The sequence below is a fragment of the Photorhabdus hainanensis genome (genome assembly GCF_018448965.1).
In the GTDB taxonomy this organism is placed as follows: Bacteria; Pseudomonadota; Gammaproteobacteria; order Enterobacterales; family Enterobacteriaceae; genus Photorhabdus; species Photorhabdus akhurstii.
In genome coordinates, this window is sequence record NZ_RCWD01000038.1 from 22,177 (window position 1) to 38,980 (window position 16,804).

Annotated in this window: 12 protein-coding genes; 7 read left to right on the plus strand and 5 right to left on the minus strand. The window is 43.9% G+C overall.

The features are described 5' to 3' along the window. The 5 genes from hflD to EAE92_RS19060 all read left to right on the plus strand — a co-directional run bounded on the left by hflD (position 1) and on the right by EAE92_RS19060 (position 5,748). Positions 1–630 (plus strand): high frequency lysogenization protein HflD, encoded by a 630-nt coding sequence (gene hflD / locus EAE92_RS19040; protein WP_214069214.1) that lies wholly within the window; start codon positions 1–3, stop codon positions 628–630. 23 nt (positions 631–653) lie between these two features. Next, positions 654–2,024 carry an adenylosuccinate lyase gene (gene purB / locus EAE92_RS19045; RefSeq protein WP_214069215.1) on the plus strand — a complete coding sequence of 457 codons (1,371 nt, stop codon included), beginning with the start codon at positions 654–656 and terminating at the stop codon, positions 2,022–2,024. Between the two features lie 367 nt (positions 2,025–2,391). Further along, a complete protein-coding gene (phoP, locus tag EAE92_RS19050) occupies positions 2,392–3,060 on the plus strand; it encodes a two-component system response regulator PhoP (protein WP_105399400.1) in 669 nt (222 codons plus the stop codon). 19 nt (positions 3,061–3,079) lie between these two features. After that, positions 3,080–4,543 (plus strand): two-component system sensor histidine kinase PhoQ, encoded by a 1,464-nt coding sequence (gene phoQ, locus EAE92_RS19055; protein WP_214069216.1) that lies wholly within the window; start codon positions 3,080–3,082, stop codon positions 4,541–4,543. An 83-nt stretch (positions 4,544–4,626) separates the two neighbouring features. Then, positions 4,627–5,748: a ribosomal protein uL16 3-hydroxylase gene (locus EAE92_RS19060; RefSeq protein ID WP_214069217.1), complete on the plus strand. Its 1,122-nt coding sequence runs from the start codon at positions 4,627–4,629 to the stop codon at positions 5,746–5,748. 241 nt (positions 5,749–5,989) lie between these two features. Here EAE92_RS19060 and pepT read toward each other — a convergent pair whose 3' ends face one another. The 5 genes from pepT to lolC form a co-directional block, all read right to left on the minus strand. Beyond that, on the minus strand, positions 5,990–7,255 hold the full coding sequence (gene pepT, locus EAE92_RS19065) for a peptidase T (protein ID WP_214069218.1): 1,266 nt from the start codon (positions 7,253–7,255) through the stop codon (positions 5,990–5,992). 55 nt (positions 7,256–7,310) lie between these two features. Beyond that, entirely contained in the window at positions 7,311–8,162 is an 852-nt protein-coding gene (cobB, locus tag EAE92_RS19070; protein ID WP_214069219.1) for a Sir2 family NAD+-dependent deacetylase, read from the minus strand. 91 nt (positions 8,163–8,253) lie between these two features. Beyond that, positions 8,254–9,501 carry a lipoprotein-releasing ABC transporter permease subunit LolE gene (gene lolE / locus EAE92_RS19075; RefSeq protein ID WP_214069220.1) on the minus strand — a complete coding sequence of 416 codons (1,248 nt, stop codon included), beginning with the start codon at positions 9,499–9,501 and terminating at the stop codon, positions 8,254–8,256. Continuing rightward, positions 9,501–10,205 (minus strand): lipoprotein-releasing ABC transporter ATP-binding protein LolD, encoded by a 705-nt coding sequence (gene lolD, locus EAE92_RS19080; RefSeq protein WP_214069221.1) that lies wholly within the window; start codon positions 10,203–10,205, stop codon positions 9,501–9,503. Before lolD ends, lolE begins: the two co-directional genes overlap by 1 nt. After that, entirely contained in the window at positions 10,198–11,400 is a 1,203-nt protein-coding gene (gene lolC, locus EAE92_RS19085; protein ID WP_214069222.1) for a lipoprotein-releasing ABC transporter permease subunit LolC, read from the minus strand. The genes lolD and lolC overlap by 8 nt, the downstream gene beginning before the upstream one ends. Positions 11,401–11,598: 198 nt before the next feature. On the opposite strand from lolC, the gene mfd reads away from it, so the two are divergent. Both mfd and pvcA read left to right on the plus strand, forming a co-directional pair. Further along, on the plus strand, positions 11,599–15,045 hold the full coding sequence (gene mfd / locus EAE92_RS19090; RefSeq protein ID WP_214069223.1) for a transcription-repair coupling factor: 3,447 nt from the start codon (positions 11,599–11,601) through the stop codon (positions 15,043–15,045). A gap of 771 nt (positions 15,046–15,816) precedes the next feature. Then, a complete protein-coding gene (pvcA, locus tag EAE92_RS19095) occupies positions 15,817–16,794 on the plus strand; it encodes an L-tyrosine isonitrile synthase (protein ID WP_214069224.1) in 978 nt (325 codons plus the stop codon). Positions 16,795–16,804 lie beyond the last annotated feature (10 nt).

Below are 16,804 nucleotides of genomic sequence, written 5' to 3' on the forward strand. Positions count from 1 at the left end.
GTGGCAAAGAATTATTACAATATCACACTGGCATTGGCGGGAATTTGCCAGTCAGGTCGTCTGGTACAGCAACTTGCTCATGAAAACCAGTGTGACGCCGATGCTGTCGCCACTATGGTCAATAGCATCCTGAACACTAACCCGACATCTGTTTTAGATGTGTTCGGCAATCATGAACGCAATCTGCGCACCGGGCTAAACGCATTGCTAGGGATGTTTAATAACTCTAACAACAATGGTATTTCCGCCGATCTCACCCGCTATATCTTGAGTCTAATCGCATTGGAGCGCCGACTAAATAAAAATCAGGCAGCTTTCGATGCGCTGGGTAATCGTATCAATTTGTTAGAGCGCCAGCAGGCACATTTTGAACCCATGTCTGAAGGGATGTTCAACGCGTTGGCCGGTATTTATGTCGATGTTATCAGCCCAATAGGCCCACGTATCCAAGTGACAGGTTCCCCGGATGTTCTGCGCAATCCACTTGTACAAGCGAAAGTCCGGGCTATTCTACTGGCTGGCGTCCGTTGCGCGGTCTTATGGCAACAAGTTGGCGGCGGTCGCCTGCAATTAATGTTTTCTCGTCAACGCCTGATCCAACAGGCGAAAGATATTCTTTCTCATTGTTAAATAAAATCCGGGAGTTGCTACCAATGGAATTGTCCTCACTGACTGCTGTTTCTCCGATCGATGGCCGTTACGGCGATAAAGTCAGCGCATTACGTACCATTTTCAGTGAGTTTGGCTTACTGAAATTCCGAGCGCAGGTTGAAGTACGTTGGCTGCAAAAACTGGCAGAATGTGCTGAAATTAAAGAAGTACCCGCTTTTGATACAGACGCAAACGCTTACCTGAATGAAATCATCACAAACTTCAATGAACAGGATGCAATGCGCATTAAAATTATCGAACGCACCACTAACCACGATGTCAAAGCAGTGGAATATTTTCTGAAAGAGAAAGTTGCACATGTTCCTGCATTACACAAAGTTTCTGAGTTTATTCACTTTGCCTGTACTTCTGAAGATATTAACAATCTAGCTTATGCGCTGATGCTACAAACAGCCCGTGAAGAAGTACTTTTACCACAATGGCGTCAGATAATTGATACCATCAAAAAAATGGCGAGTGAATATCGAGATTTACCACTGTTATCTCGCACTCACGGCCAACCGGCCACTCCTTCCACCGTTGGTAAAGAGTTTGCCAATGTCGCTCACCGGATGGAACGCCAGTATCGCCAACTGGAACAAGTCGAAATACTCGGTAAAATTAATGGCGCCGTAGGTAACTATAATGCCCATATAGCCGCTTACCCACAGGTTGATTGGCATCAGTTTAGTGAAACTTTTGTGACTTCACTCGGCATCAAATGGAATCCATACACGACTCAAATCGAACCCCATGATTATATTGCTGAGCTGTTCGATGTCATCGCTCGCTTCAACACGATTCTGATCGATTTTGACCGCGACATTTGGGGTTACATCGCACTTAACCATTTCAAACAGAAAACGGTTGCCGGTGAAATCGGTTCTTCCACTATGCCACACAAAGTCAATCCAATTGATTTTGAAAACTCAGAAGGCAATCTGGGGCTGGCAAATGCGGTATTTGGCCATCTGGCAAGCAAGTTACCAATTTCCCGCTGGCAACGTGATCTGACTGATTCAACCGTATTACGTAACCTTGGCGTTGGCCTGGGATATGCTCTGATCGCTTATCAATCTACGATGAAAGGCTTAAATAAGTTGGAAGTCAATGAGCGGCATCTGCTGGATGAGCTAGATCAAAACTGGGAAGTGCTTGCTGAACCTATCCAAACAGTGATGCGTCGCTATGGTATCGAAAAGCCTTATGAAAAACTCAAAGAACTTACCCGCGGTAAACGCGTCAATGCCGAGGGGATGAAAACCTTTATCGATGGACTGGATTTACCGGAAGAAGAGAAAACTCGCTTGAAAGCCATGACGCCAGCAAATTATATTGGCCGTGCAATTACACTGGTTGATGAATTGAAGTAATTGATATTCAACAGACGGATGAAACATCCGTCTGTTGCTATACCCTATGGATTTCAAGATGCATCGCGACGGCAAGGGAGCGAATCCCCGGGAGCATAGCAAACTATGTGACCGGGGTGAGTGAGTGCAGCCAACAAAGAGGCAGCTTGAAAGATGACGGGTATATTCTTATATAAACCAATCCCAAACACACTTTAAAGTTATATTCTCTATTTCGACTTAACGTCTTGCTGTTATAGATCCATGTATCTAACATGTTCAGCCAGAACCATTGCATTGAATTTTTTACCGGCAGTTTTGTCTATATAACAGTCCGAATGAATTGATTATTACAATACTGCCTGCTGGAGTTGAGAAGGATTATTCCATGCGGATATTGATCGTTGAAGACAACATGTTACTGCGTCACCATTTAACGGTACAGCTTCGTGATACCGGTCATCTAGTTGATGCCGCGGCAAACGCCAAAGAAGCCGATTACTATCTGGTCGAGAGCGAACCCGATATTGCCATTGTTGATCTTGGTTTGCCCGGAGAAGATGGCTTGAGTTTGATCCGTCGCTGGCGCCAAAAAGATGAAAAACTCCCCATTCTTGTTCTGACCGCCCGCGAAAGCTGGCAAGAAAAAGTCACGGTTCTTGATGCAGGAGCGGATGACTATGTTACCAAGCCTTTTCATCTTGAAGAAATTATTGCCCGTATGCAGGCGCTCCTACGCCGTAATAATGGGCTAGTTTCCCAGATCATTGAATTCCCACCTTTCAAAATTGATCTGTCACGCAAGGAATTAACAGTTTACGGGGAGAACGTCAAACTAACGGCGTTTGAATACCGAATCATTGAAATACTGATGTGTAATAGCGACAAAGTTGTCACTAAAGAGTCATTAATGCGCCAATTATATCCCGATGCTGAACTGCGCGAAGGCCACTCCATCGATGTTTTAATCGGCCGACTAAGGAAGAAAATATTAGATATCTGGCCCTATGAAGCTATCGTAACTGTCCGTGGCCAAGGCTATCGCTTTGATGTATAAAACTTTCATAGGTCAAAAAGTGCTTAAGCACAAAAAGCAGCCTTTCTCACTCCGTACCCGGTTTTTAATGGCAACTGCGGCGGTTATTCTCGCTCTTACCATGTCTTACGGTATTGTCGCCATTGTTGGTTATCTGGTTAGTTTTGATAAAACTGCTTATACACTGCTACGCAGTCAGAGTAACCTATTTTTCAGCCTTGCTCAGTGGAATAATAATAAGCTGGATATTTCAGTACCCCCTAATTTCACACTGAATAACCCATCATTGGTTCTGATTTATAACAACAAAGGCGCCATCCTCTGGCGTCAACGCCATATCCCAAAGGTCGAAAACTCTATTCCCAGTGAATGGTTAAAAGAAGACGGTTTATATGAACTGGATACTGACCTAAAAAGCAGCCGCGACTTGCTAAAAAACTCGGCTAACACGCAGGGGCAATTAGGTAAACTTGACGCACTTGACGAAAATGAAGATAACGAGCTAACCCACTCCGTTTCCGTCAACAAATATAGCGCGACAGCGCATTTGCCAGCATTAACTATTGTAGTCATTGATACCATTCCACAGGATTTACAAAAAGCGGTTCTGGTGTGGGAGTGGTTCGGTTATGTATTGATTGCCAATCTTATTCTGGTTATCCCATTAATCTGGTTGGCAGCACACTGGAGTTTACGGCCAATTAAATCGCTTATTCATCAGATCAGTTCGTTAGAAAAAGGTGAACGGGAAAAACTGGATGAGAATCCACCGACAGAGCTACGGGGGCTAGTGCGTAATCTTAATGTGTTGCTCAATAATGAACGCAACCGCTATACAAAATACCGGACAACGCTCGCTGATCTAACACACAGCTTGAAAACGCCACTGGCTGTTTTACAATCAACTCTCCGTTCTTTACGCGACAGCAAACAAATGACTATTCAACAGGCAGAACCTATCATGCTAGAGCAAATTGGCCGTATTTCTCAGCAGATAGGCTATTATCTACATCGAGCCAGTATGCGCAGTGAACACAGCGCCATTATGCGGAAAGTTTCTTCTGTTCCTGCTTTACTGGATAGCCTGTGCAGCGCTTTAACAAAAGTTTACCAGCGTAAAGGCGTCAGTCTCACGTTAGATGTCTCGCCGGAGATCACCTGGCTTGGTGAGAAAAACGACTTTATGGAAGTCATGGGGAATGTGTTGGAAAACGCCTGTAAATATTGCCTTAAATTTGTTGAGATCTCTGTGGCGATCGATCACGATTCGGTAATGATTATTGTCGATGACGATGGTCCAGGGGTGCCGCCTGAAAAACGGGCAATGATTTTCCAGCGAGGCCAACGTGTTGATACTTTAAGGCCCGGTCAAGGGCTAGGACTGTCAATTGCTTCTGAAATTATCGAACAATATAAAGGTGATATCAGTATCAGTGACAGCCCGCTTGGTGGCGCCAGAATTTGCGTTATATTCCGATGCCAGCAAATTAATGATGACGATTAGTTAAATATGCCAGTACCGTCTGATACTGGATTTAACTATTGGTTATAATACCCTGAAATTCACTTCACACTCAGGATGTCACTATGGACTATCAGTTGAACCTGGACTGGCAGGCATTTTTGCATAATCATTGGCAAAAACGGCCTTTACTGATTAAACAGGGCTTCCGTCAATTCATTGATCCCCTTACTCCCGATGAACTCGCGGGTCTGGCTATGGAAAATGAAGTTGACTGCCGCCTGGTCAGCCAGAAAAATGGCCGTTGGGATGTCTCTCATGGTCCATTTGAAAGTTACGATCATTTAGGTGAAAAAGAGTGGTCACTGCTGGTACAAGCGGTTAATCACTGGCATCATCCTTCCTCCGCATTAATGCAACCATTCCGCGTATTATCTGACTGGCGGATAGACGATCTGATGGTCTCCTTCTCCGTTCCCGGAGGTGGTGTTGGTCCGCATCTGGATCAATACGATGTGTTTATCATTCAAGGAATGGGTCGCCGTCGCTGGCGCATTGGGGAAAAGCTACCAATGGAACAGCGCTGCCCTCACCCCGATCTACTACAGGTCGATCCCTTTAATGCCATTATTGACGAAGAGATGGAGCCAGGCGATATTCTCTACATCCCACCTGGATTTCCGCATGAAGGTTATGCCATCGAAGAGTCACTAAATTATTCAGTTGGTTTCCGCGCCCCCAATTCCCGTGAGCTTTTCAGTAGCTTCGCCGATTATGTGCTGGCTAATGATTTAGGCAGCTATCGTTATAACGATCCTGATCTGACTTTCCGTGAAAATCCGGCACTGGTCCAGCCGCATGAACTCTCTGCGCTACACGCCATGATGAACGAGTTATTGGCACAACCTGACACTTTCCAGCAATGGTTTGGTGAATTCATCTCTCAGTCACGGCATGAACTTGATATTGCTCCACCAGAACCACCTTATGAAAGTGATGAAATTTATGAATTAATGAAACAAGGTGAAAATCTCCACCGCCTTAATGGACTACGAGTTATAAGGATTGGTGATCAGTGCTTTGTTAACGGTGAATTAATAGATACACCTCATATTAAAGCGGCTGATGTTCTTTGCCGCTATTATGAAATTAATGCCGAAATGCTTGGTGAAGCGATAGATGATGTTCGTTTTATCAGGTTGCTCACTGCATTGATTAATAGTGGTTACTGGTACTTTAATGATTGATACCTTACCTCAACAGGTTAATTTCAATAGAGTTATCAAAGATAATTAATTCTGTTTAACACCTGAGTTAGTGATTAACTCACTGCCTTTGAATCAGATCCTCTGATTCAAAGGCGATTTTTGGGATTTGTATATTAAAGAAAAGCACAAATGAATCATGCTGTTGTTATCACTCACAAGCGGAAGGCAAGACCTATTAATTTATCTCATATACCGAAAAACAACACAGCAAATTATCGACTTAGTTAATGCCGCACAACGACGAACTGATTTCCGATTTTTTAGACAACAATGCGGTTAATTCAGCAATACGCATGACAACACTGACAGCCTGTTCCATTCCTTCCAACGAAACAAATTCATGTTTACCATGATAATTATACCCTCCCATAAATATATTCGGGCAGGGCAGACCACGAAATGACAATTGCGCGCCATGAGTACCGCCACGAATAGGTTTAATCACGGGTTCAATATTACAATCCAGCATTGCCTGTTTAGCAATCTCAATAACATGCGGATATTTGATAACTTCATCATGCATATTGTAATAATTGTCATCGATAGTCAGTTCGATATAACAACCAGAATGCAACCCCTCACCGGCTTTTTCAGCAATTTTAATCATCTTCTTTTTACGCTCTTCGAAGTTATTCCGATCAAAATCACGAATGATATAGTGCATTTCAGCACGCTCAACCGTGCCTTTAATACGCTGCAAATGATAAAAGCCTTCATATCCATCGGTATGTTCCGGTGTTTCTTCCGATGGCAATGCCTGATGGATATGGATCGCCAGCGATAATGCATTGATCATGATATTTTTAGCATTACCAGAGTCGATATTATTGCCAACAATCTTAACGGTCACTACTGCTGCATTGAAATTCTCAAATGCCAGTTCACCTACACCACCACCATCTACGGTGTATGCCCATTCAGCATCAAATGAATTAATATCAAAATAGCTTGCTCCCTTACCTATCTCCTCATCAGGTGTAAACGCAATCCGAATATCACCATGTAAGATATTGCTATTTTTCAGACGAACCATTGCAGTAATGATTTCCGCAATACCCGCCTTATCATCGGCGCCAAGCAGCGTTTTACCATCGGTGGTAATTAATGTTTTCCCTAACATGTTATGCAAGATAGGAAACATAACCGGCGATAACACCTCATTACCCGTTCCCAGAGCAATCTCGCCGCCTCGGTAATTTTCCAGCATTTGTGGACTAACATTTTTCCCAGAGAAATCAGGTGAAGTATCAAGATGAGCAATAAAACCGATAGCAGGTACGGGCCAAGAGGTATTGGCAGGTAATGTCGCCATAACACAACCATGAGCATCCTGCGCCACATTGGAAAAACCTAATTCGATCAGCTCCTGTTTCAGCGCGTTAGCAAGTTCGAGCTGTCCATGACTACTGGGAATAGTCTTCGCTGACAGCTTTGACTGAGTATCAAAAGATATGTATTTAAAAAAACGCTCTAGTAATCTGTCCATTATTCTCTTCCCCCAGGGATTTTGTTACCTATTATGAGGAAGAGAAACACAATAATTATTGCGTCAAATCAGCTTTAAATTCTTTAATACTATCAATTAACCTTCTGGCATACTCATCTACTATCTTACTGGCTGGTCCATAGTGCTTTTCATCAAATAAACTTTCCACCTGACTCGGTTCTAAGTTCAGCTCTACCGTGTGCGCCCCTGCCAGTTTAGCTTCATGTACAAACCCAGCCGCAGGATAAACATGACCAGAGGTGCCGATAGCGATAAAAATATCCGCCTGGGCCAGTGCGGAATAGATCTGCTCCATCTCCAAAGGCATTTCACCAAACCAAACAATATGTGGACGCAATGGCGAGGGGAACTGACAGCAATGACAGCGTTCATTTGTCGTCAAATTATCTGTCCACTCAAACACTTGCCCGGATTGGCAACAACGAATTTTGAGCAATTCACCATGCATATGCACCGTGCGATAACTACCCGCCCGTTCATGAAGATTATCGATATTCTGAGTAATCAATAAAAAATTATCGCCAAGCTCACGCTCCAGCGCGGCTAAAGCATAATGCGCTGCGTTCGGTTTTATTTCTGATTGCTGAAGTTGATGACGCCGAGCATTATAAAATGCCTGCACCAATTCTGGATCTTTCTGAAAACCCTCAGGTGTAGCAACATCTTCCACCCGATGCTCTTCCCACAACCCATCAGAAGAGCGGAAAGTCCGAATACCCGATTCGGCCGAAATACCGGCCCCCGTCAATACCACGATGTAAGGTTTTTTCATATTAAGCGCCAATCGATTATCTCTATAAAAAATCCGACTACGAAATCTCTGCTGTCTCACACGCTTAACTTTACGAAGCCGGCCAAGCCGACTAAGTCGACGACGAACTCGCATACTGACTTCCTTTAAGATTTCTTAAATGCTGCTTAGGTTTCTGTTTTTCACACCATAACGTTTTGATTAGCTCGTGCCAATAACAGATTAATTATTTCCCACTTAAAATTCGGGCCGGATCAAGTCTACTTGCCCGTCGCGCCGGATACCAACTGGCCAATAAACTCAGAATCAGAGCCGTCGCCAGAACATACAGAACATCCATGCCATGTAACTCAGATGGCAGGAAATCAATGAAATAAACATCGCCAGAAAGAAATTGATGCCCGATCAACTTTTCCAACCCATGAATCAGCGCTGTCAGATTCAGTGATGTCAACACACCGGCTACAACACCGGCAATACTGCCTGTCATACCCGTCAGTAACCCATACCAGAGAAAAACTGCTCTAATTTGCCTATCTTTAGCGCCAAGAGTTCTCAGGATAGCAATATCACTACTTTTATCTTTTACCGCCATAATCAAGGTAGAAACGATATTAAAACACGCTACGCCAATCACCAGAATCATCGCCAGATACATAATGCTACGTACCATCTGAATATCATGGTACATATAGCCATAACTTCTCATCCAACTGCTGATATAGACATACTCTTGTGATGCTTCCCCGGCAGACCTTACCCGCTGATCAGCGACAAATACATCATCAACCTTGAGCGCAATGCCCGTGATTCCCTGTCCATAATCCAAATATTGTTGAGCATCAGCCAAAGGAATCAGAGCCAGACTATGATCAAGCAAGCCGCTCAATTGAAAAATCCCGCTAACCTGTAAACGAATTCGTTTCGGTTGCAACAATTTCATCTCAGGATCATTGTTCGGGATCATAACAGTCAGCCAATCACCCTGTTTAACCTTCAAGGCGTTAGCAACCCCCTGCCCCAGAATGACCTGTTGATGACCAGCCTGAAAATTTTGCCAGGCATTATCTTGTACAAACTGCGGCAATGAGCTGACCTGAGATTCAGTGGCTAAATCAACGCCTCTCACCTGAACAGCATGTAAGCTGGCGCCTTTTTCCATCAAGCCAGTGAAAGTAATATAAGGTGAAGCAGCAACCACGCCAGTTGTGTTTTTTACCCGTTCCAATGCAGGTTGCCACTGTTCAAAAGGCTGATGAACCGTATAGATTTCACCATGAGGAACAACAGAGAGGATGCGGTTTCTCAATTCTCGTTCAAAACCATTCATGGCACTCAGACCAATAATGAGAACAGCGACACCAAGCATAATCCCTAGCGTAGAAATCACAGAAATCAGAGATACCATACCGCCACGGCGACGCCCGCGACTAAATCGCAAAGCAGTGACCAAAGAGAGAGGCAAATTCGCCATTACAACGCCCCCGCCAGGGTCAATTTATCCTGTAAATAGCCATCACGCATCTCCACCTGACGATTTAATCTGCCGGCGAGATTCAAATCATGGGTGACGACCAGAAATGCCGTGCCTTGCTGCCGGTTAAGCTCGCCCAGTAATGCAAAGATGCTATCTGCATTACGTAAATCGAGATTACCGGTAGGTTCATCCGCTAAAACTAAAGACGGCTCATTAACCAATGCTCTGGCAATTGCCACACGCTGGCGTTCACCTCCGGATAATTCCGATGGACGATGATTAGCTCGCTTCTCCAGACCAACGGCCGCCAGCATTTCTAATGCTTTCTTCTGCGCCTGACTACGGTTTTTACCGCCGATCAACAACGGCATAGCGATATTCTCTATCGCATTAAAATCTGGCAACAGATGGTGAAATTGATAAATAAAGCCCAATTCATGATTACGCAGTTCCGCCCTGGCGCCGGAGGACATTTTATTCAAAGAGCGCCCTTTAAAAAGGACTTCACCAGAAGTCGGCGTATCCAACCCACCGAGTAAATGCAGAAGCGTACTCTTACCTGAACCGGAACTTCCCACAACCGCCATCATTTCACTCTGATTGACAGCAAAAGTGACATCTTTCAGCACTTCGGTCAGTACTTGCCCTTCCTGATATTTTTTACACAGATTATTACACAACAATAGTGGTTGATTATTCATAACGCAAAGCCTCAGCAGGTTGGACGGCAGCAGCACGCCAGGAAGGATATAACGTAGACAATAGGGCGATCGCCATCGCTGAAATTGCGATTGTAACAACCTGTAGCGGTTCAATGGCAACAGGCAGTTCAACCCCTGAGGTCAACAAACCAATAAGCGGCATTAAGTTATTAAGCTGACTGGAAAGCAGAACACCAAGCCCAGTTCCCAGTAAAGCGCCAATAATCCCGGCTCCCGCGCCCTGGATCATAAAAATCGCCATCACCTGACGTCGTACCAGCCCCTGTGTTTGCAAAATCGCCACTTCTCCCTGTTTTTCCATTACCAGTAAACCAAGCGAAGTAATGATATTGAACGCAGCCACAGCAATAATCAGGCTTAACAATAAGCCCATCATGTTTTTTTCCATCCTGACCGCTTGGAAAAACTCACCTTTACGTTCGCGCCAATCTTTCCACAACAATCCCTCAGGCAGGGTTTGTAAGCTCAAACTATCTACAGCCAATGGTTCTGAGAGATAGAGACGCCAACCAGTAATGTGACCTTGCGGATAGCGCATCAGACGGGCTGCATCTTGCTGGTTAACCAGAATCTGTGTGCCATCGACTTCGCTATTAGATGCAAAAGTACCAATAACAGTAAATAGACGCTGACTAGGAATACGTCCCATTGGCGTCAACTGACTTGCACCTGGCACCATCAGACGAATGCGATCACCACGTTTTACGCCAAGCTCCCCAGCTATTCTTTCGCCCAAAATAGCATTGTAGCTACCGGGTTCAAGTTGATGACGATAAGCGCCGTTTAAATATTCAGCCAGCGGCTCATATTCATCAGAAGTGATGCCCAACATCACGCCGACGCCAACATTCCGGGCGCTTTGCAATACCACATCCCCCGTCACCAATGGGGTAATCCTGTTAACCTGCTTTAGATCCGCAAGTTCACTGGCAGGATGCGCTTTTGGGTCTAGCGAGCCGTTTACCGACGTCACAACCGCCTGTGGCATAAAACCGAGAATGCTGGTTTCCAATGAACGCTCAAAACCGTTCATCACAGACAATACTGTAATTAGTGCAGCAACACCGAGAGTAATGCCAATTGCTGATAGCCATGAGACAAACCGACCAAATTTGTCAGCCGCCCGGCCACGCATATACCGTAAACCTATAAATAATGAGACAGATTGAAACATGAAATCTGTTACGCCCCTGTTGCCAAAGCAAAGTGTTCGGGGATAATAAAGGGTAGTTATATTTTATGGAACCACCAACACCCAGATTCTGTGGTTTTTTTATTTTCTCTCAACCAGCCTGCGTGTTTACTTGAAGACCATATATGCGTCGAAAGCCCGTTGGGAATGGACTGAATCATAGAGAACACATTTACGCTTATGTCCTCAAAATATCGTTATGAACTTCCTGAACGCCGCGGTAATAACCGTCAATTAGGTCGACTTATTGGCGCCGCTTGCGCTGTAGAATGTGCTGAAATTATCGAGCGCCATCAAGGGCCTGTTGTACTGATAACCAAAGACATGCAAAACGCCTTGCGTCTGCATGATGAAATCCATCAGTTTACCGATTGCCCGGTTGATCTTCTTTCCGATTGGGAAACACTGCCGTATGACAGCTTTTCTCCCCATCAGGAAATCATTTCCAACCGCCTGTCTACACTTTACCGTCTGCCGACGATGACCAAAGGTGTTTTAATCCTGCCGATAAATACCTTAATGCAACGGGTTTGCCCGCATGAGTACCTTAACGGACATGCATTGGTTATGCATAAAGGTCAGAGACTCTCGCGGGACAAACTTCGTGCTGAATTAGAACAGGCTGGCTACCGTAGTGTCGAACAAGTTCTTGAGCATGGCGAATTTGCTACTCGTGGCGCACTACTTGATCTCTTTCCTATGGGAAGTGAGCATCCTTATCGTATTGATTTTTTCGATGATGAAATCGATAGCTTACGCATTTTCGATGTTGACAGCCAACGCACGCTAACTGAGGTTAAGCAAATCAACCTACTGCCTGCTCATGAATTCCCAACAGATAAAGAGACGATTGAACTGTTTCGCAGCCAATGGCGGGAACGTTTCGAAGTCCGTCGTGACAGTGAGCATATTTATCAGCAAGTCAGCAAAGGTACGCTACCGGCAGGGATAGAATACTGGCAACCGTTGTTTTTCAGCCAACCTCTGCCTGCATTGTTTGATTACCTGCCTGATAACACCCTGATTCTTAGCCAAGAAATCAACAATGCCGCTGAACGTTTCTGGCAAGATATTCAACAGCGCTTCGAGAGCCGTAAAATTGATCCAATGCGCCCTCTCCTATCTCCAGAAGAGCTTTGGCTCCCGGCGGATAAATTATTTTCAGCGCTAAAAAACTGGCCCCGCATTCAACTTAAAGCGGAAGAATTGAGTAAAAAAACGAGCCACGTAAACCTTGATTATCAATTACTGCCCGATCTCTCCGTTGTTGCACAAAATAAGGCGCCGCTGGATAAACTTCGCCGTTTCCTGGAACAATTCAGTGGCCGCGTAATTTTCTCCGTCGAAAGCGAAGGACGAAAAGAAGCATTACAGGAATTATTGTCACGAATAAAGATTAAACCAATTAAAATCAATAGATTAAATCAGGCGCAACAACCCGGCCACTTTTTGATGATTGGTGCCGCTGAACATGGTTTTATCGATACAAAGAATGAATTTGCTCTAATCTGTGAAAGCGACATGCTCGGTGAGCGTATTGTTCGCCGCCGTCAAGATACCCGCCGCACGATTAATACCGATACCCTGATCCGTAACCTTGCAGAATTACACCCCAATCAGCCGGTAGTCCATTTGGAGCATGGCGTTGGCCGCTACCAAGGATTAACTACGCTAGAAGCAGGGGGCATCAAAGCTGAATATCTGATCCTAAGTTATGCCGGCGACGACAAACTCTACGTTCCGGTATCTTCCCTGCATCTAATCAGCCGCTACGCGGGTGGCGCTGATGAAAATGCCCCATTACACAAATTGGGCGGAGAAGCATGGAGCAAAGCCCGCCAGAAAGCAGCCGAAAAAGTGCGCGATGTGGCCGCGGAACTACTTGATATTTACGCTCACCGCGCCGTAAAACCCGGATTTGCTTTTAAACATGATTGGGAACAATACCAACTATTCTGTCAGAGCTTTCCATTCGAAACGACCCCAGATCAGGAACAGGCGATTAACGCCGTTCTGAATGATATGTGTCAACCCGTAGCGATGGATCGCTTAATTTGCGGTGATGTAGGATTTGGCAAAACCGAAGTTGCAATGCGCTCCGCATTTCTGGCGGTCCATAATGACAAGCAAGTGGCGGTCTTGGTTCCGACAACACTACTGGCTCAACAGCATTTTGACAATTTCCGCGACCGCTTTGCTAATTGGCCTGTACGTATCGAGATGATATCCCGCTTCCGCAGCGCCAAAGAACAGCAACAAGTTGTTGAAATGGCAGCCGAAGGTAAAGTCGATATTATTATTGGCACGCATAAACTGCTACAAAGCGACCTGCGTTGGAAAGACCTTGGCTTGTTAATTGTCGATGAAGAACATCGGTTTGGTGTTCGCCACAAAGAGCAGATCAAAGCCATGCGTGCCGACGTCGATATTCTAACCCTCACCGCAACCCCAATTCCCCGGACGCTCAATATGGCAATGAGTAGTATGCGGGATCTCTCAATTATTTCGACCCCGCCAGCCCGCCGTCTGGCAGTTAAAACCTTCGTGCGCGAGTATGACAGTCTGGTTGTGCGAGAAGCCATACTGCGTGAAGTTTTGCGCGGAGGCCAAGTCTACTATCTCTATAACGATGTTGAAAATATTGAGAAAGCGAAACTGCGTCTCGAAGAGTTAGTACCAGAAGCACGGTTCGCAATTGGTCATGGGCAGATGCGTGAACGGGATTTGGAACGAGTGATGACTGATTTCCATCATCAACGATTTAATGTTCTGATTTGCACCACAATTATTGAGACAGGCATCGATATTCCAAGCGCCAATACCATCATTATCGAACGTGCTGACCATTTCGGCCTGGCCCAATTGCATCAATTACGTGGACGCGTCGGACGCTCCCACCATCAGGCTTATGCTTACCTACTGACACCACATCCGAAAGCAATGACAACCGATGCGCACAAACGTCTGGAAGCCATCGCCTCCCTTGAAGATTTAGGCGCAGGCTTTGCATTGGCAACTCACGACCTTGAAATCCGTGGAGCCGGCGAACTCTTGGGCGAAGAACAGAGTGGTCAGATGACAACCATCGGCTTCACTCTCTACATGGAGATGTTGGAAAGTGCTGTCGATGCATTAAAAGCAGGCCGCAAACCTTCACTTGAAGACTTGACCAATAGCCAAACTGACGTTGAATTGCGGATGCCTATTTTGTTACCCGATGATTATATTCCCGATGTCAATATGCGTTTGTCTTTTTATAAACGTATCGCCAGCGCCAAGGACGAATCAGAATTAGCAGAACTGAAGGTTGAATTGATAGACCGATTCGGCACATTACCTAATCCGGGGCGCCATTTATTACAATCAGCGGCCATTCGCTTGTCAGCTCAGAAGCTAGGTATTAAACGAATAGAAGCCCATGAAAAAGGAGGATTCATCGAGTTTAGTGAGAAACATAAAGTCGATCCAACTTACCTTATCGGCCTATTACAGAAACAACCCGAAATCTACCGGTTGGATGGCCCCGCTAAACTGAAATTCATCACCGATCTGAACGAAAGAATGACACGTCTGGAATTTATTCAGCAATTACTTGATACGTTTGAACATCATCAAATCTATTCTTAAACCACTGTTAACTTCCCCTATGATTGATTACCAGTCTGTGGGGAAGTACTGCAATTTAATTCACATTGCATAACTACTTTTTTCTACGTAACCCCGCCAAAATCGAGACCAATATTCATTTGTACTATTGAATAATTATGCTGTGATTTATTCATCAATATTTATTCTAAGATAACATTCATATGATATGAATATGAAATGAAGATTACTAATCTGATTGGATTATAGGACAATTTTATTTACGAAAGATAATAACTAGATATAGTCATAATAATGGTCTTTATGATCAACCTCATGCAGTAATTTACTTTAATGATATCTTCCCCCATTTAATTCATAATTTTTCCTTATGGGAAAATCACATCATATAATTATTAACAATATATTAATAGCGAAAAAATGCCTTATTTACCTTATTCAGAATCAATTTCAGAAAAAAATGACCAATATAAAATTAGCCTCAATCTCATTTCACATCGCTCATTTAACTTTAACTAGTGTCTAATTACAGTGGTCACACCAGTTAACAAATGTTTTAATAACCCTATTAAACGGTGCCTTAATGTAACAATCAATCAAATATATTGACTAATTATATAAATCATATTCAAACATACTGTTTATTATTAAATAGATTATTAGATATTCTTAAATATTATATTATCTTTTAATTGCATTATCTTACACTTCGCCTATACCAATTAGTTGAACCGCTATTTATCTATTTTTAAAATAGATATACTTGCAACAAATATATGAGAAATCGTAATTATGCAAATTACCACCGCTAATAATATTACTTCCGAGAATGTTTCCACTAATAATATTTCTATGCAGATTCTGCGTGAGTTGTTGCAATATCGCAGACGCCTTACTGACTCAGGGAGGGATTCGGCTAAAGAAGAAGAGATTGTTAAAACTGTACAATTGCCCAGAATTGAACAATTTATCAAGAACAAAAAACCTATAGAATTTATTTTACCAGCATTCCCAACAAAATCACCAAACAGAAATAAAGTGCTTGGTACTGCTCCAGATATGGCAGAACGTCTATCTTTAATTTTTCTTAATTCTCTTTGCCAGCGTATCCAGCTTTATTATCCGCCTGGCGCCCGCATTATTATTTGCTCTGATGGGCATGTTTTCGGTGATCTCATCCACGTCAATGATACAGTTATCAGCCAATATCATGAAGATATTAAACAATTACTTCATGAAGTGGGTGCTATCAATTTAAGTACATTTAACCTTAATGACGATAAGGAACTTTGCGAACATAGTGATGATTTCAATTTACAGAGACATCTGTTAGTCAAACATTATGCCCGCCCGGAAGAGTCTATCAAAGACGAACTGTTGCAAAATAGTGATGGATTACAATTATACCGTGCGGTCACCCGCTTCTTATATGAAGACAGCTTATTACCCGGCTATACCGGATCAAACAATGCCCTACAAAAAGATGCCAAACAAAGGGCCGTCGGTGTTATTCAACGAAGTTGGGCATGGGGAAGTTTATTGGATACTCATTTTCCAAACGCCATACGTTTATCTATTCATCCTCAGCCAGCAAGTAGTATTAAACTTGGTATTCATATGATGCCAACCCGGGATGATTGGTTAACCCCTTGGCACGGTGTCGCAGCCAATGTAAATGGACAATTCATACTTATGAAACACAAAGAAGTCCAGATGATGGGTGGAAAGCTAGTTAATATTCATGGAAAACCCAGTCACTATGTAATTTAACGTAAAATGG

What these genes read in the sequence shown, in the direction of transcription:
- purB (WP_214069215.1), top strand. Translation starts at nt 654, where the DNA reads ATGGAATTGTCCTCACTGACTGCTGTTTCTCCGATCGATGGCCGTTAC.
- phoP (WP_105399400.1), top strand. Translation starts at nt 2,392, where the DNA reads ATGCGGATATTGATCGTTGAAGACAACATGTTACTGCGTCACCATTTA.
- EAE92_RS19060 (WP_214069217.1), top strand. Translation starts at nt 4,627, where the DNA reads ATGGACTATCAGTTGAACCTGGACTGGCAGGCATTTTTGCATAATCAT.
- pepT (WP_214069218.1), bottom strand. Translation starts at nt 7,255, where the DNA reads ATGGACAGATTACTAGAGCGTTTTTTTAAATACATATCTTTTGATACT.
- cobB (WP_214069219.1), bottom strand. Translation starts at nt 8,162, where the DNA reads ATGCGAGTTCGTCGTCGACTTAGTCGGCTTGGCCGGCTTCGTAAAGTT.
- lolE (WP_214069220.1), bottom strand. Translation starts at nt 9,501, where the DNA reads ATGGCGAATTTGCCTCTCTCTTTGGTCACTGCTTTGCGATTTAGTCGC.
- lolD (WP_214069221.1), bottom strand. Translation starts at nt 10,205, where the DNA reads ATGAATAATCAACCACTATTGTTGTGTAATAATCTGTGTAAAAAATAT.
- lolC (WP_214069222.1), bottom strand. Translation starts at nt 11,400, where the DNA reads ATGTTTCAATCTGTCTCATTATTTATAGGTTTACGGTATATGCGTGGC.
- mfd (WP_214069223.1), top strand. Translation starts at nt 11,599, where the DNA reads ATGTCCTCAAAATATCGTTATGAACTTCCTGAACGCCGCGGTAATAAC.
- pvcA (WP_214069224.1), top strand. Translation starts at nt 15,817, where the DNA reads ATGCAAATTACCACCGCTAATAATATTACTTCCGAGAATGTTTCCACT.